20 protein-coding genes and 1 tRNA gene are annotated in these 18627 nt (G+C 67.5%); 15 read left to right on the top strand and 6 right to left on the bottom strand.

Annotation, left to right across the window (positions count from 1 at the left end; all coding sequences use genetic code 11):
- Positions 1–18 precede the first annotated feature (18 nt).
- Positions 19–843, top strand: a complete 825-nt coding sequence (locus ACZYZ9_RS10220; protein ID WP_463826149.1) for a crotonase/enoyl-CoA hydratase family protein — start codon at positions 19–21, stop codon at positions 841–843.
- Here the strand turns inward: ACZYZ9_RS10220 and ACZYZ9_RS10225 are convergent.
- Positions 830–1210, bottom strand: a complete 381-nt coding sequence (locus ACZYZ9_RS10225) for a hypothetical protein (protein ID WP_463826150.1) — start codon at positions 1208–1210, stop codon at positions 830–832. The genes ACZYZ9_RS10220 and ACZYZ9_RS10225 overlap by 14 nt on opposite strands.
- Positions 1211–1249: 39 nt before the next feature.
- On the opposite strand from ACZYZ9_RS10225, the gene lipE reads away from it, so the two are divergent.
- A complete protein-coding gene (gene lipE, locus ACZYZ9_RS10230; protein WP_463826151.1) occupies positions 1250–2491 on the top strand; it encodes a lipase LipE in 1242 nt (413 codons plus the stop codon).
- 1 nt (position 2492) lies between these two features.
- Here the strand turns inward: lipE and ACZYZ9_RS10235 are convergent, their stop codons facing one another.
- The 3 genes from ACZYZ9_RS10235 to ACZYZ9_RS10245 all read right to left on the bottom strand — a co-directional run bounded on the left by ACZYZ9_RS10235 (position 2493) and on the right by ACZYZ9_RS10245 (position 3876).
- Complete coding sequence (locus tag ACZYZ9_RS10235; protein ID WP_463826152.1) at positions 2493–2642, bottom strand: hypothetical protein; 150 nt, start codon at positions 2640–2642, stop codon at positions 2493–2495.
- A 561-nt stretch (positions 2643–3203) separates the two neighbouring features.
- Complete coding sequence (locus ACZYZ9_RS10240) at positions 3204–3623, bottom strand: Hsp20/alpha crystallin family protein (protein WP_463826153.1); 420 nt, start codon at positions 3621–3623, stop codon at positions 3204–3206.
- Between the two features lie 166 nt (positions 3624–3789).
- Positions 3790–3876, bottom strand: a tRNA-Ser gene (locus ACZYZ9_RS10245).
- A 33-nt stretch (positions 3877–3909) separates the two neighbouring features.
- Between ACZYZ9_RS10245 and ACZYZ9_RS10250 the strand changes: the two genes are divergently transcribed.
- Positions 3910–4887 (top strand): NAD(P)H-quinone oxidoreductase, encoded by a 978-nt coding sequence (locus tag ACZYZ9_RS10250; RefSeq protein ID WP_463826154.1) that lies wholly within the window; start codon positions 3910–3912, stop codon positions 4885–4887.
- A gap of 2 nt (positions 4888–4889) precedes the next feature.
- On the opposite strand, the gene ACZYZ9_RS10255 is transcribed toward ACZYZ9_RS10250, so the two are convergent.
- Complete coding sequence (locus tag ACZYZ9_RS10255; protein ID WP_463826155.1) at positions 4890–5819, bottom strand: FHA domain-containing protein; 930 nt, start codon at positions 5817–5819, stop codon at positions 4890–4892.
- 72 nt (positions 5820–5891) lie between these two features.
- Positions 5892–7088, bottom strand: coding sequence for a cysteine desulfurase-like protein (locus ACZYZ9_RS10260; protein ID WP_463826156.1), 1197 nt, complete (start codon positions 7086–7088; stop codon positions 5892–5894).
- 129 nt (positions 7089–7217) lie between these two features.
- On the opposite strand from ACZYZ9_RS10260, the gene ACZYZ9_RS10265 reads away from it, so the two are divergent.
- From ACZYZ9_RS10265 to ACZYZ9_RS10320, 12 genes are all read left to right on the top strand, one after another.
- A complete protein-coding gene (locus ACZYZ9_RS10265; protein WP_463826157.1) occupies positions 7218–9233 on the top strand; it encodes a DUF6541 family protein in 2016 nt (671 codons plus the stop codon).
- Between the two features lie 86 nt (positions 9234–9319).
- Positions 9320–9790 (top strand): bacterial proteasome activator family protein, encoded by a 471-nt coding sequence (locus ACZYZ9_RS10270; protein WP_463826421.1) that lies wholly within the window; start codon positions 9320–9322, stop codon positions 9788–9790.
- A gap of 3 nt (positions 9791–9793) precedes the next feature.
- Positions 9794–10621: a galactan export ABC transporter ATP-binding subunit Wzt/RfbE gene (gene wzt / locus ACZYZ9_RS10275; protein ID WP_463826158.1), complete on the top strand. Its 828-nt coding sequence runs from the start codon at positions 9794–9796 to the stop codon at positions 10619–10621.
- The gene (gene glfT1, locus ACZYZ9_RS10280) at positions 10614–11528 is read left to right on the top strand and encodes a galactofuranosyltransferase GlfT1 (RefSeq protein WP_463826159.1); all 915 of its coding nucleotides are present in this window, start codon (positions 10614–10616) and stop codon (positions 11526–11528) included. Before wzt ends, glfT1 begins: the two co-directional genes overlap by 8 nt.
- Positions 11525–12355: a galactan export ABC transporter permease subunit Wzm/RfbD gene (wzm, locus tag ACZYZ9_RS10285; protein WP_463826160.1), complete on the top strand. Its 831-nt coding sequence runs from the start codon at positions 11525–11527 to the stop codon at positions 12353–12355. Before glfT1 ends, wzm begins: the two co-directional genes overlap by 4 nt.
- Before the next feature lie 104 nt (positions 12356–12459).
- Complete coding sequence (locus ACZYZ9_RS10290) at positions 12460–14271, top strand: PE family protein (protein ID WP_463826161.1); 1812 nt, start codon at positions 12460–12462, stop codon at positions 14269–14271.
- A 66-nt stretch (positions 14272–14337) separates the two neighbouring features.
- Positions 14338–14805: a GTP cyclohydrolase I gene (locus tag ACZYZ9_RS10295; protein WP_463826162.1), complete on the top strand. Its 468-nt coding sequence runs from the start codon at positions 14338–14340 to the stop codon at positions 14803–14805.
- Positions 14802–15332 (top strand): 6-carboxytetrahydropterin synthase, encoded by a 531-nt coding sequence (locus ACZYZ9_RS10300; RefSeq protein WP_463826163.1) that lies wholly within the window; start codon positions 14802–14804, stop codon positions 15330–15332. Before ACZYZ9_RS10295 ends, ACZYZ9_RS10300 begins: the two co-directional genes overlap by 4 nt.
- Before the next feature lie 111 nt (positions 15333–15443).
- Entirely contained in the window at positions 15444–15929 is a 486-nt protein-coding gene (locus tag ACZYZ9_RS10305) for a GreA/GreB family elongation factor (RefSeq protein ID WP_463826164.1), read from the top strand.
- Between the two features lie 77 nt (positions 15930–16006).
- Positions 16007–16372, top strand: a complete 366-nt coding sequence (locus ACZYZ9_RS10310) for a GtrA family protein (RefSeq protein ID WP_463826422.1) — start codon at positions 16007–16009, stop codon at positions 16370–16372.
- Positions 16373–16459: 87 nt separating this feature from the next.
- On the top strand, positions 16460–17842 hold the full coding sequence (locus ACZYZ9_RS10315; protein ID WP_463826165.1) for an FAD-binding oxidoreductase: 1383 nt from the start codon (positions 16460–16462) through the stop codon (positions 17840–17842).
- The gene (locus ACZYZ9_RS10320) at positions 17843–18625 is read left to right on the top strand and encodes a decaprenylphospho-beta-D-erythro-pentofuranosid-2-ulose 2-reductase (RefSeq protein WP_463826166.1); all 783 of its coding nucleotides are present in this window, start codon (positions 17843–17845) and stop codon (positions 18623–18625) included.
- The last annotated feature ends 2 nt before the right edge of the window (positions 18626–18627 follow it).

Below are 18627 nucleotides of genomic sequence, written 5' to 3' on the forward strand. Positions count from 1 at the left end.
CCACGCTACGGTCTCGCTATGGCCGAAACATACGAATCCGTGTCCGTCGAGATCAAGGACCACGTCGCGCGGGTGACGCTGATCGGTCCCGGCAAGGGCAACGCCATGGGACCGGCATTCTGGGCTGAGCTGCCCGAACTGTTTCCGGCGCTGGACGACGACCCCGACGTGCGGGCAATCGTCCTGACCGGGTCGGGCCGAAACTTCAGCTACGGCCTGGACGTGCCGGCGATGGGCGGCTCGTTCACCCCACTGCTGTCCGGTGATGCGCTGGCCGGGCCGCGCGCGGTGTTCCACCGTGAAGTGAAGCGGATGCAGAACGCGATCACGGCTGTCGCCGACTGCCGCACCCCCACCATCGCGGCGGTGCACGGCTGGTGCATCGGCGGCGGCGTCGACCTCATCTCGGCCGTGGATATCCGCTACGCCAGCGCCGACGCCAAGTTCTCGGTGCGCGAGGTCAAGCTGGCGATCGTGGCCGACGTCGGCAGCCTGGCGCGGCTGCCGCTCATCCTCAACGACGGGCACCTGCGCGAACTCGCGCTGACCGGCAAGGACATCGACGCTGCCCGCGCCGAGAAGATCGGCCTGGTCAACGACGTGTATGCCGACGCCGACGCGACGCTGGTCGCAGCACATGCCACCGCCGCCGAGATCGCGGCCAACCCGCCGCTGACCGTGCACGGAATCAAGGATGTGCTGGACCAGCAGCGCACGTCGGCGGTCTCGGAGAGCCTGCGCTACGTCGCCGCTTGGAACGCGGCGTTCCTGCCGTCGAAGGACCTGACCGAGGGCATTTCCGCGACGTTCGCCAAGCGGCCCCCGCAGTTCACCGGCGAGTAACACACAGCCATAGGGCCGCAGCCAGCCATGCGCTCGACACCGCCAGCCCGGCGAACTCCAGCCAGCCGATCATGTCGCCGGCGCGGTGCCTGGTGTCGACGAGGTGGCTGACGGCATGCAGCACCCAGTGCGTGGTGGCGAAGGCCAGCGCCGGCACCCGCCAGGACGTCCACCGCAACGCGCCCAGCAGTAGTAGTCCCAGCGGGAACTCGAACGACGCGTTGTCGAGGATGTAGTGCGTGTTGCGGATGCCGAAGGCGCCCAGGGTGTCGAAGAAGATGCCGGGCGCCAACGCCATGAACAACCCCAGAGCCACCGAATAGAAGCCGAAAACGAGCAGAATCACCTCGACATAGCGTGTGCGCATGACCCTGAGGCTAGGCGCGCTTCACGTACCCTCACGAAGGTGGCGACCACCGAGACCCCCGACGGCAAGATCCGTGTCCCCGCCGATTTGGACGCAGTGACCGCCGTCGGCGACGAAGACCACTCCGGCGTCGACAGGGCCGCCGTGGAACGGATCTGGCGGGCCGCACGGCACTGGTATCAGGGCGGCATGCACCCGGCCATCCAGTTGTGCATCCGGCGCAACGGGCAGGTGGTGCTCAACCGCGCAATCGGTCACGGCTGGGGCAACGCGCCGACGGACGACCCGGACGCGGAGAAGATCCCGGTCACCACCACGACACCGTATTGCGTGTACTCGGCGGCCAAGGGCATCACCGCGACCGTGATCCACATGCTGGTCGAGCAGGGGGTCTTCGCCCTCGACGATCGCGTCTGCAAGTACATCCCCAGCTACACCAGCCACGGCAAGGACCGCACCACGATCCGGCACGTACTGACCCACAGTGCGGGCGTCCCGTTCCCCACCGGCCCGCGACCGGACCTCAAACGCGCCGACGACCACGAGTACGCACAGGAACAGTTGGGCAAACTGCGCCCGCTGTACCGACCGGGACTGGTGCACATCTATCACGCGCTGACCTGGGGTCCGCTGATGCGCGAAATCGTCTACGCAGCCACCGGCAAGGACATCCGCGACATCCTGGCCGCCGAGATCCTCAACCCGCTGGGCTTCCGGTGGACCAACTTCGGCGTCGCCGCGCAGGACGTCCCGCTGGTCGCGCCCAGTCACCCGACCGGCCGGCCGCTGCCGCCGCTGATCGCGGCGATCTTCCGCAAGGCGATCGGCGGCACCGTGCACGAGATCATCCCGTACACCAACACCCCGGCGTTCCTGACCACTGTGGTGCCGTCGTCCAACACCATCTCCACCGCCGACGAACTGTCACGCTTCGCTGAGATCTGGCGGCGCGGTGGCGAACTCGACGGCGTGCGGATCATGAGTCCGGAACGGATGTACGGCGCGGTGCAGCAATCCCGGCGGCTGCGGCCGGACTTCGCCGTCGGGTTGATGCCGGCCCGCTGGGGCACCGGCTACATGTTGGGCACCGACCGGTTCGGACCGTTCGGGCGCCACGCGCCGGCGGCGTTCGGCAATCTGGGCCTGGCCAACATCGCGATCTGGGCGGACCCGCAGCGCGGACTTGCCGCCGGCCTGATCAGCAGCGGCAAGCCCGGCCGCGACCCCGAACTCAAGCGCTACACCGCGCTGATGGACACCATCGCCGCGGAGCTGCGCTGAGTCACGCTCCGAGGAGCTGAGGATTGGCGTACCAGCTCGTCATGGGACTGTGGTCGCCGACGCGCGGGTAGTCGTCATCGGGCAGCGTCACCAGGTCATGTTGTTCCGCCCAGTCGACCGGGTCGGCTTCCAGCGTCATCACATCGATCATGTTCTGGCCTCCTCCTCGAACTCCTCGAACGTCGCGGGTGTGACAGTTGTGGTGGACGGGCCGCCCGCCCCGGTATGCGTCGCCCGACCTGGGCATCGGCGTGCTGGTCACCGGTGGGTGCCAGCTACGCCCATGATGTGGCCCGGGTCGCGGGCAGGCCCGCTGGTATGCGCGGTGATGGCATCACCTCCCTTCCCTGTGGATGCGGTTCACCGGGTAATGCCTGATTCGGCGCCCGGAGGACTGCGCTGCACGGCATCGATTCGACGCTCGGCCCCGCGCCGCGCGGAGGCCGTCAGCGGCCAAGACCGACCAGCACGTCGGGGCTCGTCGATGGCGCATCCGACGGCTGGTGGTGCCGGTGGCTGACAGAGCAGGCGTCGCTCGGCTGCGCACAGAATGGCGTCGACCTCGGCGATCAGCGCGATCAGCGACGAGTCGTCCGGGACCGGCGCCACGGTCGGTGGCGCCGGCGCGGTTGCGCGCGGTGTCTCCCGCGCGGCCCATGTGCTGCACTGCGACATCACTGACCCACTTTCCGTCAGCAATACGACCGGCCACTCAGGCGCTGAGAGCGTGCTGACCGTTTGTCCGGTTGACGGTGATCTTGCGCGGCTTGGCCTTCTCCGCCACCGGGATCTGCAGACGCAGCACGCCGGCGTCGTAGGAGGCCTCGATGCGGTCGGTGTCGAGATTGTCGCCGAGCACCAGCTGCCGGGAGAACACCCCGCGGGGCCGTTCGGCAGCCAGCATCTCCTTGCTCGACTCCACATCCGGGCGTTCGGCGCGGACGGTCACCACGTTGCGCTCGATGTCCAGGTCCAACGAGTCGGCGTCGATGCCTGGCAGGTCGAGTTCGACGATGAACTTTTCGCCCGCGCGCCAAGCGTCCATCGGCATCACCGTCGGACGCGCTGCGGTGCCCAGCGCCTGCTGAGTGAAGCGATCGAGATCGCGGAACGGATCGCTACGTACCAACATGGTCGCCACCTCCAACACTCCAATCATCATTGTTGTGGACAGGAAATCTGTGTCCGTAGACACACTTTTTATATAACTCGGGATGGAGTGTCTGGCAAGTGATGGAGCCAGAATTTTTTAGCCGGTCCGGTAGCCGCGCAAGGTTCCACCGGCGCCGGCGGACGAGCGGTGGCGGAGGGATTTGAACCCCCGGACGGTGTTAGCCGTCTCTCGCTTTCAAGGCGAGTGCATTAGGCCGCTCTGCCACGCCACCGTCGATAAGGGTAGCGGGCGGTAGCGTGGCCACATGCGTGCCATCGTCGCCGAATCCGCCGAACAACTGACCTGGCGGGACGTCCCCGACGTCACCGCCGGACCGGGTGAAGTGCTGATCAAGGTCGCCGCGGCCGGCGTCAACCGCGCCGACGTGCTGCAGGCCGCCGGCAAGTACCCGCCCCCACCGGGCGCCAGCGAGACCATCGGGATGGAGGTCAGCGGCACCATCGCCGATGTCGGTGCGGGTGTCTCCAAGTGGTCTGTCGGGCACGAGGTTTGCGCGTTGCTCGCCGGCGGCGGTTACGCCGAGTACGTCGCCGTACCGGCCGGGCAGGTGCTGCCGATTCCAGCGCGCGTTGACCTCATCGACGCCGCCGGGATACCGGAGGTCGCCTGCACGGTGTGGTCGAACCTGGTGATGACCGCCCGGCTGGGTCCCGGTCAGCTCGTGCTGCTGCACGGCGGCGGCAGCGGCATCGGCACCCACGGCATCCAGGTGGCACGCGCCCTGGGCGCCCGGGTGGCGGTCACCGCCGGCTCAACCGAGAAGCTGGACTTCTGCCGGGAACTGGGCGCCCAGATCATGATCAATTACCAGGACGAGGACTTCGTCGCGCGTCTGGCCCAAGAGACCGAGGGTGCCGGGGTCAACGTGATCCTGGACATCATGGGTGCGGCCTACCTGGACCGCAACATCGACGCGCTGGCCACCGACGGATGGTTGATCGTGATCGGCATGCAGGGCGGGGTGAAGGCCGAACTCAACATCGGCAAACTCCTGGCCAAGCGCGCCCGCGTCGTCGGCACCACGCTGCGCGCCCGTCCGGTGACCGGCCCGAACAGCAAGAGCGCGGTCGTCGACGCGGTCACCGAATCGGTCTGGCCGATGTTCGCCAACGGCGCGGTCCGCCCGATCATCGGCGCCCGGTTGCCCGTCCAGCAGGCCGGCGAGGCCCATCAGCTGATGGTGTCGGGCAAGGTGACCGGGAAGATCGTCCTGACCGTCTGACACTACGAGCCCGCCGACTCCTTGCGCGCGGTCACCGGGTACACCGTCGCCGTCCCGTGCCGCCCCTTGATCTGCACGATTTCACTTGGGCCCCAACTGAACTGGTCTACGACAGCAGCTTGCACACCGCTGGCCGCCAATACCGGTGCCCGACCCTCGCGCCCCGCCATCGAGGCCAACCGGAAGGCGACGTTGGTCGCATCGCCGATGACCGCGTCGGTCGACCTGGTCATCGCGGCCGTGGCGGCCACCCCCTGCACCACACCCCAGCCCATGCGAATCGGAGATCCATCCGGCGTGCGTAACGGCCACTCGGGCGCGAGATCGTCGACGAGCCGGTTCGCGGCGAGCGCGAAATCGATGGCCAACTCGGCGGCGTCGGGAAATCGGCGCACCTCCCAGACCGCGAACAGGGCGTCACCGGCGTAATGGCTCAGCGTGCCCTTGTGCGCGCGCAGCACACCGCCCACCCGGCGCCACAGTGTGTACAGGCTGCGCGCCATCAATTCCTCGTCGGTGACCTGCGAGATCGTCGAATAGTTGACGATGTCACCGACCACCATCACCATGGCGGACTTGCCGATCCGCGCCAGCGTGCTCTTCACCACCCGCCGGGGCACCCCGTTGAACCGCTCAGCGTGAAATGTCAGCAGCACATCGCCGATCTGGATCTCATCGGCCGGCCTGATCAGCAGCGCCACCGCTCGTTCCACCCGGACACCGTTGAGCGAGGTGCCGTTGCTGCTGGTGTCGATCAGGAACGCCTGGTCGGACTCGGGGTCGAGGCGGATCTCGAGATGGGTGCGGGAGATCTCCGGGTCGGGTATGACCAGCCGGCGGGAAGCCCTGATCCCGGCGCATTCCCGCCCGACGAACAGCTGATCGAAGATGGGCACGCGGCGCTCGGCGCCGGTTGCATCGATAACGGTCAAATGCCCCAACGGTTCATCGGATCCCGGCCCCGTCGGCGCACCGAACCTATTGTCAGACAACACGTTTCGGAATCAGCCCAACGACGCCAGAGCCCGCACCAGCTGATCGACTTCAGCCATCGTGGAGTAATGCGCCAGTCCCACGGTGACCGCGCCGCCGATGTCGTTGACGCCGAGCGCATCGAGCACCCGCGAGTTGGCGTTGGCCATCGCCAGGATGCCGTTGTCCGCCAACCGCTGAACCACCCGGTCTGCGGGCACCTCGTTGACGGCGAAGCTCACCACCGGGATCCGCGCCTCGGGAACACCGAGCAGGATCACCAGCGGCAGCGACCGCAGCGAAGCCATCAGATAGTCGTAGACCCGGTTCAGGTAGGCGGCCGCGGAGTGCATCGACACCGAGAGCCGCTCGCGTCGGCTGCCCCGGGCCGCCTCGTCCAGTGACGCCAGATATTCGATGCTGGCGACGACGCCGGCCAGCAAACCGAACTGGTGGGCACCCACCTCCAGGCGCGCCGGGCCGGTGGCGTGCGGATTGGTTGACACCGAACCGAAGGTGTTCATCAGCGACGCGTCGCGGAACACCATGGCACCGATCGGCGGCCCACCCCAGCCCACCGCGTTCACCGTCACCACATCGGCGTCGGTTTCCTTGATGTCGAACAGCCGGTACGGCGCGGCCGCCGAGTGATCGACCACCACCAGGGCACCCACATCGTGCGCCAACTTGGTCATCGCGCGCAGGTCGGTGGCCGTGCCCAACGTGCCGGACGCCGACGTCACAGCGACCAGCCGGGTCGATTTGCCGATCAGGCTCTCCCACTGCCACGTCGGCAGCTCACCGGTCTCGATGTCGACCTCGGCCCATTTGACCTTGGCGCCGTACCGGTGCGCCGCACGCAACCACGGCGCGATGTTGGCCTCGTCGTCCAGGCGGCTGACGATCACCTCGTAACCCAGGCCGGACCGCGCCGACGACGCTTCCGCCAGAGACGACAACAGCACCGCGCGGTCGGCGCCCAGCACCACTCCGCTCGGATCGGCGTTGACCAGGTCGGCGACCGCCTCGCGGGCCGCCTCCAGCACCGCGGCGCTGCGCCGGGCCGACGGGTGCGCCCCGACCGCAGTCGCACCGGACCGGCGGAAGGCTGTCGACACGGTGGTCGCGACGGAATCAGGGATCAGCATGCCGCCCGGCGCGTCGAAGTGCACCCACCCGTCACCGAGCGACGGGTGCAACCCACGCACCCGGGCGACGTCGTAGGCCATGCCAGCCACCTTAAAGTCCTCAAGAACATTCGCCGTTTTGCGAACGGATTGTCGGTAGCGGGTGCGCCATTGACGTTCCAGCCGTTACGGCTTCCCGAGTGAGGACACCCGGCCAGCCATACTAGTCGAGTGAGCTTGTGGTTCGGAACGCTGATCGCATTGATCCTGCTGATCGCGCCGGGTGCCATCGTCGCACGTATCGCGCAGTTGAACTGGCCGATCGCGATCGCGGTCGGACCGGCGCTGACGTACGGCGTGGTGGCGCTGGCGATCATCCCCTACGGCGCCCTCGGCATCCCCTGGAACGGTTGGACGGGCCTGGCGGCGCTAGCGGTCGTCTGCGTAGCGGCGACGATTCTGACGCTGCTGCTGGCCCGTTTCCGGGACAAACCGGCCGAGGCGTGCGCGGTCCAACCCGGCCCCGGCCTGCTGGTCGCGGCCGGAGTGCTGCTGGGGGTCGTGTTGATCGGCTGGGCGGCGTTCAGCGGCATTCCGCACTGGCAGACGATCCCCAGCACCTGGGACGCGGTCTGGCACGCCAACGAAGTCCGCTGGATCCTGGACACCGGCCAGGCGTCGTCCACCCACATGGGCGAACTGCGCAACGTCGAAACACACGCGCTGCTGTACTACCCGTCGGTGTTCCACGCGCTGGCCGCGGTGTTCTGCCAGCTGACCGGAGCGGCCGCCACCACCGGCTACACGTTGAGCTCGCTGGCCGCGGCCATCTGGCTGTTCCCGGTCAGCGCCGCGGTGCTCGCCTGGAAAGTGTTGCGCAGCCACACCACCGAGTGGCGCACCGCGGCGATCTCCGCGACGGCCGCCGCGCTGTCGGCGTCCTTCACCGCGGTGCCCTACGTGGAGTTCGACACCGCGGCGATGCCGAACCTGGCGGCCTACGGCGTCGCCATCCCGGTCATGGCGCTGATCACCTCGACCCCCGGCCACCGAGACCGCATCCCGGTGGCGGTGCTGGCCCTGGTCGGCGTCTTCTCGGTGCACATCACCGGCGGCATCATCGTGCTGTTGCTGCTGGGTGGCTGGTATCTGTTCGAGCTGCTCTGGCGTCCGGTTCGGGGCCGGCTCGCCGACCTACTGACGCTGCTGGGCGTCGGCGTGCTGGCCGGGCTGATCCTGTTGCCGCAGTTCCTGAGCGTGTCGCAGCAGGAAGACATCATCGCCGGGCACTCGTTCCTCACCTACCTGAGCATGCGGCACGGTCTGTTCGACGCGGTGTTCATGCATTCCCGGCACCTCAACGACTTCCCCTACCAGTGGGCGCTGAGCTTCCTGTGCGCTGTGGGCGGGCTGATCATCCTGGTCGACGGGATCAGGCGGAACCGCCGGGTCCTCAAACTCCCCTGGCGGCTGGCACTGCTGAAGGTGCCGTGGCCGCTGGCGGTCTGGCTGCTGCTGATCGTGATCAACGTCGACGCGGGCACCCCGCTCTGGGGCCCGTTCGGCCGGGTCGCCGGCGCGTTCGGTGAGTTCTTCTACAAAGACCCGCGCCGGATAGCGGCCGCGACGACCCCGCTGTTCACCCTGATGGCGGCCGTCGCGCTGGTCGCGATCGTCGGCGGAGTCGTCACGCTGGTCCGGCGTCGCGTTCCCCAAGCCATGCCGCCGGAACTGTGGCGGGCGGCCGCCGCGGTGGTGATCGTGGGCATCTGCGTGGCCGGTGCCTGGCACTACTTCCCACGGCACCGGTTCCTGTTCGGCGACAAGTACGACCAGATCATGGTCAATCAGCAGGATCTCGACGCCATGGCGTACCTGGCGACGCTGCCGGGCGCGCGGGACACCCTGATCGCCGATTCCAACGTCGACGGCACCGCCTGGATGTACGCGGTGGCCGGATTGCATCCGCTGTGGACCCACTACGACTACCCGGTGCAGATGGGCCCGGGGCCCAACCGCTACATCATCTGGGCCTACGCCCGAAAAGGCGACAGCGACGAGCGGGTCCCCAAAGCCATCAAAGCCCTCAACATCCGTTATGTGCTGGCCAGCGGCCCCACGGTGCGCGGGTTCAAGATTCCCGAAGGGCTAATCTCACTGGACAAGTCGCCGTACTGGACACTGATCTACGACAACGGCGGCGCCCAGATCTACGAATGGCATGACTACGCGGCGACGCACCGCTGACAGCACGCGTGAAGGACGGTGATGGGGTGAGCACGGGCCCGGAGGACGACGGTATCGAGGTCATCGGCGGTGTCGATCCGCGGTTGATGGCACTGCGTCAGGCTGAGGACGCCGACGACTCCGACGAACGCTCGCTGACCGACCTGGTCGAGCAGCCGGCGAAAGTCATGCGGATCGGCACGATGATCAAGCAGCTACTCGAAGAGGTGCGGGCCGCACCGCTCGACGACGCCAGCCGCACCCGGTTGCGCGACATCCACGCCACCAGCATCCGTGAACTCGAGGAGGGTCTGGCCCCGGAACTGCGCGAGGAGCTGGAACGGCTGACGCTGCCGTTCAACGAGGACACGCCCCCGTCCGACGCCGAGTTGCGGATCGCCCAGGCGCAGTTAATCGGTTGGCTGGAAGGGCTCTTCCACGGCATTCAGACCGCGCTGTTCGCCCAACAGATGGCAGCGCGCGCACAACTGGAGCAGATGCGCCAGGGTGCGCTGCCGCCCGGGATGGGCAAACAGGGCCACCCCGGCGGGGCGCACGGCACCGGACAGTATCTGTAAGCCGTGTCGAGCGGGCCGCACATCGAGACACGCGACGCGTGGGTCGAATTTCCCATCTTCGACGCGAAGTCGCGATCGTTGAAGAAGGCCTTCCTGGGTAAGGCGGGCGGCACGATCGGCCGCAACAGCTCCAACGTGGTGGTCATCGAGGCGTTGCGGGACATCACCATGTCGCTGGAACTCGGCGACCGCGTCGGCCTGGTCGGCCACAACGGTGCCGGGAAATCGACTCTGCTGCGCCTACTTTCGGGCATCTACGAACCGACCCGTGGCTGGGCGAAGGTGACCGGTCGGGTGGCGCCGGTGTTCGACCTGGGCATCGGGATGGACCCGGAGATCTCCGGCTACGAGAACATCATCATCCGCGGCCTGTTCCTCGGGCAGACCCGCAGGCAGATGCTGGCAAAGGTGAACGAGATCGCCGAATTCACCGAATTGGGCGATTACCTGTCGATGCCGCTGCGCACCTATTCCACCGGGATGCGGGTCCGGCTGGCGATGGGCGTGGTCACCAGCATCGACCCGGAGATCCTGCTGCTCGACGAAGGCATCGGCGCGGTGGACGCCGAGTTCCTCAAGAAAGCGCAGTCACGGCTGCAGAGCCTGGTGGAACGCTCCGGAATTCTGGTATTCGCAAGCCATTCCAACGAGTTCCTGGCTCGGTTGTGCAAGACCGCGATGTGGATAGACCACGGCGTCATCAAGCAGCAGGGTGAAATCGAAGATGTGGTGCGCGCCTACGAAGGCGAGGACGCGGCGCGGCACGTGCGCGAGGTCCTGGCCGAGACCCGCCGCAATGACCTGACCCAAAGAGCCTCTGGCGGTGAGTGATTCCGTCTTCGCCGTGGTCGTCACCCATCGGCGCCCTGAGGAACTCGCTCGCTCGCTGAACGCCCTGAGCGGTCAGACCCGGCAACCCGACAAGCTGATCGTCATCGACAACGACGACTCCGCAGACAGCCGGGTGCGCCGCCTGGTGGACAGTCAGCGGATTCCGCAGCTTTACCTCAACTCTGCCCGAAACCTCGGTGGCGCAGGCGGTTTCGCACTCGGCATGCTCCTTGCGTTGGCGCACGGCGCGGACTGGGTGTGGTTGGCCGACGACGATGGGTACCCGCACGGACCCGACGTGCTGCAGACCCTGTTGGCCTGCGCGGAAAAGTACCGGCTGGCCGAAGTGTCACCGATGGTGTGCAATATCGACGACCCCGACCAGCTGGCCTTTCCGCTGCGCCGCGGTCTGGTATGGCGCAGGCGGACAAGCGAATTGCGCACCGCGCCGGGTCAGGACCTGCTGCCCGGTATCGCGTCGCTGTTCAACGGCGCCCTGTTCCGGGCCTCGACGTTGGAAGCGGTCGGGGTGCCGGACCTGCGGTTGTTCATCCGCGGCGACGAGGTGGAGATGCACCGTCGGCTGGTCCGCTCCGGCCTGCCGTTCGGCACCTGTCTGGATGCGACCTATCTGCACCCGTGTGGATCCGACGAGTTCAAACCGATCCTGGGCGGGCGCATGCACACCCAGTACCCGGACAACCCGAGCAAGCGGTACTTCACCTACCGCAACCGCGGCTATGTGTTGTCCCAGCCGGGTCTGCGCAAGTTGCTGCCCCAGGAATGGGTGCGGTTCGCTTGGTTCTTCCTGGTGACCCGACGCGACCCTGAGGGTTTGCTGGAATGGTGTCGGCTGCGCCGCCTGGGGCGGCGCGAACAGTTCGGACGGCCCGGAGGTTCGGCATGACGTTCATCGACGCGGCGGCGCAGTCCAAGACGTTCGCCCGGGCCCGCGGCGATCTGGCCGCCGGCTTCCACCGCCGCGAACTCTGGTTGCACCTGGGCTGGCAGGACATCAAACAGCGCTACCGCCGCTCGGTGCTGGGACCGTTCTGGATCACCATCGCCACCGGCACCACCGCAGTCGCCATGGGCGGGCTGTATTCCAAGCTGTTCCATCTGGACCTGTCGGTGCACCTGCCGTACGTCACGCTCGGCCTGATCATCTGGAACCTGATCAATGCCGCCATCTTGGAGGGCGCCGACGTGTTCGTCGCCAATGAAGGGCTGATCAAGCAGTTGCCGACGCCGCTGAGCGTGCACGTGTACCGGCTGGTGTGGCGGCAGATGATCCTGTTCGCACACAACATCGTGATCTATGTCGTGGTCGCGATCATCTTCCCGAAGCCGTGGTCGTGGGCGGACCTCTCGGTCTTTCCGGCGCTGGCGTTGATCATGCTCAACGCGGTGTGGGTGTCGCTGTGCTTCGGCATTCTGGCGACCCGCTACCGCGATATCGGCCCGCTGCTGAACTCGCTGGTGCAGTTGCTGTTCTTCATGACGCCGATCATCTGGAACGACGACACGCTGCGCCACCAGGGTGCCGGCAACTGGTCCAAGATCGTCGAACTCAATCCGCTGCTGCACTATCTGGACATCGTGCGGGCACCGTTGCTGGGCGCACACCAGGAGTTGCGGCACTGGGCGGTGGTCGTGGTCCTGACGATCGTCGGCTGGGCGCTCGCGGCGATCGCGATGCGGCAGTACCGCGCCCGGGTGCCCTACTGGGTCTGAGCGTCAGATCGGCTTCGCCAAAACGCCGGACATGGTGTCGCTGCACCGGTTACGATCCGCCACATTGTTGCGGGGTGGGCAGAACACATCGGATTGGAGATGCGGTGTCCTACTTGGTCGCTGTCCCGGAAGCGTTTTCCTCGGCCGTCACCGGACTGGCCGACATCGGATCGGCACTCCAGTCCGCCAACGCGGCAGCGGCCGGCCCCACCACCCGCGTACTGGCCGCGGCCGCCGACGAGGTGTCTGAAGCGGTCGCGGTGTTATTCGGCGCACACGCCCAGGGCTACCTGTCGTTGAGCGAACAGGCCGCGGTTTTCCATAGCCAGTTCATGCAGGCACTCAATGCGGCCGGCGGGTCTTATGCATTAGCCGAAGCCGCTAGCGCCGCGCCGCTGGACGCCGCCGGACAGGCGGTCTTCGGGGTGATCAACGCACCCACCCAGTTACTGCTCGGCCGTCCGCTGACCGGTGACGGCGCCGCCGGCGGAACGGTCAACGGGATCGGGCAGGCCGGCGGTGCCGGTGGCTTGCTGTTCGGCAACGGCGGCGCCGGCGGAGACAGCACTGCCACCGGAGTGGCCGGGGGCTCGGGTGGCAGCGCAGGTCTGCTGGGCAACGGCGGAGCCGGCGGCCGGGGCGGGCTGGGTGCTGTGGGCGGCGCCGGCGGCGCCGGCGGCTTGCTCTACGGCAACGGTGGCGCCGGCGGCACCGGTGGGGCCGCGGTTGCCGGTTTCAACGGCGGTCTGGCCGGGATGGGCGGCAGCGGCGGCAACGCCGCGGTGTTCGGCAGCGGGGGTCACGGTGGTCAGGGCGGCCAGGGACTGGCCGGAACCAGTGGCGTGAACCCCACGCCCACCGGACAGACGGCAGCGACCGGCGCCTTCGGCACCTTCAATTCAACCGACGGCGGAACGACCATCATCAGCGGCGGCGGCACCGGCGGCACCGGCGCAGCGGGAGGCCCCGGAGTCGGCGGCGGCACCGGCGGAGAGGGTGGTCGAGGCATCGCCACGAGCAGTTCAGGCAGTGGAAAGGTCATGATCGGGCTAGGCGGCGCCGGTGGTAACGGTGGCGAGGCTGGCGCCGGTGCAGCTGGCGGTGCGGGGGGCGACGGTGGCCTTGGCTTCATGAATGACAACGCCGGCACGTCGGGTCTCGCCGTGGCGACCGGCGGTCGGGGCGGATTCGGCGCACCGGGCGGGGTATACGGCGGCCAAGGTGGTGACGGCGGGGCCGGCGGCGACGCGACGGCTACGGCGAATTACTTCACGCGGCCGACCGGCGGCGACGGCGGTGACGGCGGTTTCGGCGGGACGGGCATGTCCGGCAGCGCCGGCGGCGTCGGCGGCACCGGAGGCAGTGGCGGTCGCGGCGGACTGTTGATCGGCAACGGTGGCAACGGGGGTGCGGGCGGCCTCGGCGGTAGCGGAGGTGGTGGCGACTTCGGCGGCAACGGCGGCAACGGTGGCAACGGCGGTGCCGCCCAAATCAGCACCACCGGCAACCCGGTGGCAGGTGACGGCGGCGATGGTGGTGACGGCGGCGCCGGTGGAGCGGGTGGCGACGGCGGTGCCGGCGGAGCGGGAGGTCAGGGCGGCGGCGCCGGACTGCTCGCCGGCAGCGGCGGCGCGGGCGGAATCGGGGGCGTTGGCGGTAATGGAGGAACCGGCGGGGTGGGTGGCGACGGCGGCAACGGTGGTGCCATCGGCACCAACGGCACCGGCGCAACCGCCGGAAGTGGCGGCGATTTCGGCGCGGGCGGTCGCGGTGGCGCGGCGGGTGCGGCCGGCAGCGGCGGCAGCGGCGGAGCCGGTAGCGCCTTGAGCGGCAGCACCGGCGCGACGGGCGGCACGGGTGGGCCGGGTCAGGTCGGCGGCGACGGACAGAATGGCTCGCCTGGCAACAACGGCTAGCCAAGGACCGCCGTCGCCAAGAATCCTTTGAGGATCCGCCAAGGATGCGGTCCGAGGCTATGCCGCATGCTGCGTCATGACCACGGCACCTCGCTCGCCGTCGACATCTTGTTGCACTATCCGATCGGTGGTGACGGCGCACCACCCGCCGAAGTCGATCTCGAACTGGTGCGCCCGATCCCGTTTCATTCCCTGTGCGAAGAGCACCTGCTGCCGTTCCACGGTGCCGTGCACATCGGCTACCTGCGCAGCGGAAAGCCGTTGAAGCATCCGGAATTCACCCGGATCGTCGATGCGTGCTCGAGTGGGATCCAGGTCCAGCAGCGCATGGCGACGCGGATCGGCCTGTGGGTGCACCACGAACTCGCCCCGTACGGGGTGGGCGTGTTGGTCGAGGGCGCCTACGCGTGCGCTGCGCCGCACGCCGACACCACCACCCTGGCGTTTTACGGCGCATTGCGGCACAGCGCCGAGCGCCAGCGCGACTTCCTCACCCGCACCAGACAAGAGCTCGTCAAATTAGCGGCCGAATGACCATGACCGATCTAGCTGTTGCTGAAACCGTCCATACCGCCACGATGCATCGTGACGACGCCCCGATCGGCCGGGTGGCGCGGTCTCATCTGCGGAAGCGGTTCGGTGCCTTGTCGTGCTGCCGTCGTTCCTGGTCCGACGACGGCAAGCACCTGTTCCTGCACGGTTTCGAGCTCGCGTTCGACATCGAATTCGCTTGCGCTGGAACCGAACCGGCACTTGACTGGCAGGTGCTCCAACACATCCGCGCCGCGCTGCGACGGCAGTTCGGCCACACCACCCTGATCGCCGCCAACGACCCGCAACGCGACTTGTTCGAACTGCTGGCCGACCGCGGTGTGGTCGACATCCGGATCGTGGAAAGCACCGCCACCGAAGCCTCGGCAGCCTGGACGTTCGACACCGTGGAGCGGACCCTCGCGCACGCCACCGGCGGCCGGACCTGGGTGTCGCGCATCGCCGCCCGGGAGAGCGGCAACGAGGTGATCACGCTGACGGCGCTGCCTGCTCAGAACGCTCAGCGCTAGCCAACGGGTTCCCTGCCGCGCGGAATACCAGTGACGGCCGGGATAGTTGTGGTGTATCACTGAAAGCCACAAATCTCCGACGGCACTTCACAGGGCGAAAAGGCGGCGCAGGTGAGCGAGGAAGCCCAGTCAACTGACCTGGCAGCAGCGGCGCGCGACAACCTCGCTGCCGAACTGGACCGGCTCAGGCAGCGGCGCGACCGGCTGGAGGTCGAGGTCAAGAATGACCGCGGCATGGTCGGTGACCACGGCGACGCCGCCGAGGCCATCCAGCGTGCCGACGAACTGGCCGTGCTTGCGGATCGGATCAACGAACTGGACCGACGGTTGAAGGCCGGGCCGGCCGACACCGATCCGTCGGATGCGTTGCCGGCCGGAACCGAGGTGACCCTGCGGTTCGCCGACGGTGAAGTGGTGACGATGCACGTCATCTCGATCGTCGAGGAGACGCCGGTGGGTCACGAAGCCGAGACGTTGACCGCCCGCAGCCCGCTGGGCCAGGCACTGGCCGGCCGCCAAGCCGGCGACACGGTGACTTATTCCACCCCGCAGGGCCCCACCCAGGTGGAGCTGATCTCGGTGAAGTTGCCCAGTTGACGACGCTCCCGCCCGAACCTGACGCCGTGCCGGCCAGTGAGGACCAGCACAAATATCTGCACCTGACCACCCAGGCGCTGCGCTTCGTCATCACCGGCGTGTTCGCGGCCATCGTCGACTTCAGCGTCTACGTGGCGCTCTACAAGGGTGTGGGTCTGCAAGTTGACCTGTCCAAGTTCATCAGCGTGGTGATCGGCACCATCACCGCCTATCTGATCAACCGGCGGTGGACGTTCCAGGCCGCGCCGAGCCGTTCCCGGTTCGCCGCCGTCATGGCCTTGTACGGAGTCACCTTCGCCGTGCAGGTCGGTCTGAACCACTTGTGCCTGGCGCTGCTGCACTACCGCAGCTGGGCGATCCCGGTCGCGTTCGTGATCGCCCAGGGTGTCGCGACGGTCATCAACTTCGTGGTGCAGCGCACCGTGATCTTCCGCGTTCGCTGAGCCGGCTTCAGCGTTCGATTCGCCGCCGCACCCGGACGCTCGCGTCCCGCATCGTCGTCACCCGGGCTCGCGGTACCCTCTTGGACGATGTTCAGCGCTGATATCCCGACCACCCCGACCCGGCTGACCGGGTTCGGCCGCACCGCGCCGTCGGTGGCCGATGTGCTCTCGACCCGTGATCCCGAAGTGGTGGCCAAGGCAGTCGCCCGCGTCGCCGAAGCCGGCGGCCGCGGCGTGATCGCCCGCGGCCTGGGTCGGTCCTACGGCGACAACGCACAAAACGGCGGCGGCCTGGTGATCGACATGACGGGGCTCAACCGCATCCACTCGATCAGCGCCGACACTCGGATCGTCGACGTGGAGGCCGGCGTAAGCCTCGATCAGCTGATGAAGGCGGCGCTGCCGTTCGGGCTCTGGGTCCCGGTACTGCCCGGAACCCGACAGGTCACCGTCGGCGGGGCGATCGGTTGCGACATCCACGGCAAGAACCATCACAGCGCGGGCAGCTTCGGCGACCATGTGCGGTCGATGGACCTGCTCACCGCGGACGGGCAGATCCGCCGCCTCACTCCCGACGGCGAGCAGGCCGAGTTGTTCTGGGCGACCGTCGGCGGCAACGGCCTGACCGGCATCATCCTGCGGGCCACCATCGAGATGACACCGACCGAGACGGCGTACTTCATCGCCGACGGCGTGGCGACCAAGGACCTCGACGAGACCGTCGCCGTGCACCTCGACGGCAGCGAGAACAAGTACACCTATTCCAGCGCCTGGTTCGACCTGATCAGTCCGCCGCCGAAGCTCGGCCGGGCTGCGGTCAGCCGCGGCAGTCTGGCGACGCTGGATCAACTGCCCCCGAAGCTGGCCAAGAATCCGCTGAAATTCGATGCACCGCAACTGCTTACGGTGCCGAACGTGTTTCCGGTCAGTGCGATGAACAAGCTGTCCTTCATGGCGATCGGCGAGGTGTATTACCGGCTGGGTGGCACCTACAGCGGCAAGATCATGAACCTGTCGCAGTTCTACCACATGCTGGACCTGGTCAGTGGCTGGAACAATGCTTACGGGCCAATGGGTTTCGCGCAGCATCAGTTTCTGGTCCCACCTGATGCGATGGACGAGTTCAAAGCGATCATCCGCTGGATCCAGACCCAGGGCCACTACTCGGCGCTCAACGTGTTCAAGCTGTTCGGCCCCGGCAATCGCGCACCGCTGAGCTTCCCGATGGCCGGCTGGAACGTCGCGATGGACTTCCCCAACAAGCCCAGCATCAATGAGTTCCTCAACGAACTCGACCGCCGGGTACTGCAATTCGGTGGCCGCGTCTACACCGCCAAGGATTCCCGCGTGAGCGCCGAGACGTTCCACGCCATGTATCCACGCATCGACGAATGGATTGCGGTGCGCCGCAAGGTTGACCCGTCAGGGGTGTTCGCCTCTGACATGGCCCGACGTTTGGAGCTGCTCTAGATGGTGCTGGACGCTGTCGGTAATCCGCAGACCATCCTGCTGCTCGGAGGCACCTCCGAGATCGGGTTGGCCATCTGCGAACGCTATCTGCGCAACGCTGCCGCGCGAATCATATTGGCGGACTTGCCCGACCATCCCCGCAAGGCGGAAGCCACCGCCGCGATGACGGCGGCCGGCGCCAAATCCGTCGAATGGATCGACTTCGACGCCACCAGCACCGACAGCCATCCCGGAGTCATCGACCGAGCCTTCGCCGGCGGCGACGTCGACGTCGCCATCGTGGCGTTCGGCCTGCTCGGCGACGCGGAGGAGCTGTGGCAGAACCAGCGCAAGGCGGTTCAGATCGCCGAAGTCAACTACACCGCAGCGGTTTCGGTGGGTGTACTGCTGGGCGAGAAGATGAAGGCCCAGGGCTTCGGCCAGATCATCGCGATGAGCAGCGCCGCCGGGGAGCGGGTGCGGCGGTCGAACTTCGTCTACGGCTCCACCAAGGCCGGCCTGGACGGTTTCTATCTCGGGCTCGGAGAAGCACTGCGCGAGTTCGGCGTCCGGGTGCTGGTGATCCGTCCCGGCCAGGTTCGCACCACCACGACGATCGCATACTGGCAGGCGACCGGCGCCAAAGAAGCGCCGCTGACCGTCGACAAGGAGTACGTCGCCGACCTCGCGGTCACCGCTGCCGCTAAAGGTAAGGAATTGGTTTGGGCGCCGGCAACATTCCGCTACGTGATGATGGTGTTGCGGCACGTCCCGCGGAGCATCTTCCGCAAGCTGCCCATCTGACC

This window comes from Mycobacterium sp. IDUB_28, assembly GCF_055419285.1.

What these genes read in the sequence shown, in the direction of transcription:
- ACZYZ9_RS10295 (WP_463826162.1), top strand. Translation starts at nt 14,338, where the DNA reads ATGCTGCGTCATGACCACGGCACCTCGCTCGCCGTCGACATCTTGTTG.
- ACZYZ9_RS10235 (WP_463826152.1), bottom strand. Translation starts at nt 2,642, where the DNA reads ATGATCGATGTGATGACGCTGGAAGCCGACCCGGTCGACTGGGCGGAA.
- ACZYZ9_RS10270 (WP_463826421.1), top strand. Translation starts at nt 9,320, where the DNA reads ATGGCACTGCGTCAGGCTGAGGACGCCGACGACTCCGACGAACGCTCG.
- wzm (WP_463826160.1), top strand. Translation starts at nt 11,525, where the DNA reads ATGACGTTCATCGACGCGGCGGCGCAGTCCAAGACGTTCGCCCGGGCC.
- ACZYZ9_RS10225 (WP_463826150.1), bottom strand. Translation starts at nt 1,210, where the DNA reads ATGCGCACACGCTATGTCGAGGTGATTCTGCTCGTTTTCGGCTTCTAT.
- ACZYZ9_RS10220 (WP_463826149.1), top strand. Translation starts at nt 19, where the DNA reads ATGGCCGAAACATACGAATCCGTGTCCGTCGAGATCAAGGACCACGTC.
- ACZYZ9_RS10315 (WP_463826165.1), top strand. Translation starts at nt 16,460, where the DNA reads ATGTTCAGCGCTGATATCCCGACCACCCCGACCCGGCTGACCGGGTTC.
- ACZYZ9_RS10320 (WP_463826166.1), top strand. Translation starts at nt 17,843, where the DNA reads ATGGTGCTGGACGCTGTCGGTAATCCGCAGACCATCCTGCTGCTCGGA.
- ACZYZ9_RS10250 (WP_463826154.1), top strand. Translation starts at nt 3,910, where the DNA reads ATGCGTGCCATCGTCGCCGAATCCGCCGAACAACTGACCTGGCGGGAC.
- ACZYZ9_RS10260 (WP_463826156.1), bottom strand. Translation starts at nt 7,088, where the DNA reads ATGGCCTACGACGTCGCCCGGGTGCGTGGGTTGCACCCGTCGCTCGGT.
- ACZYZ9_RS10240 (WP_463826153.1), bottom strand. Translation starts at nt 3,623, where the DNA reads ATGTTGGTACGTAGCGATCCGTTCCGCGATCTCGATCGCTTCACTCAG.
- ACZYZ9_RS10300 (WP_463826163.1), top strand. Translation starts at nt 14,802, where the DNA reads ATGACCATGACCGATCTAGCTGTTGCTGAAACCGTCCATACCGCCACG.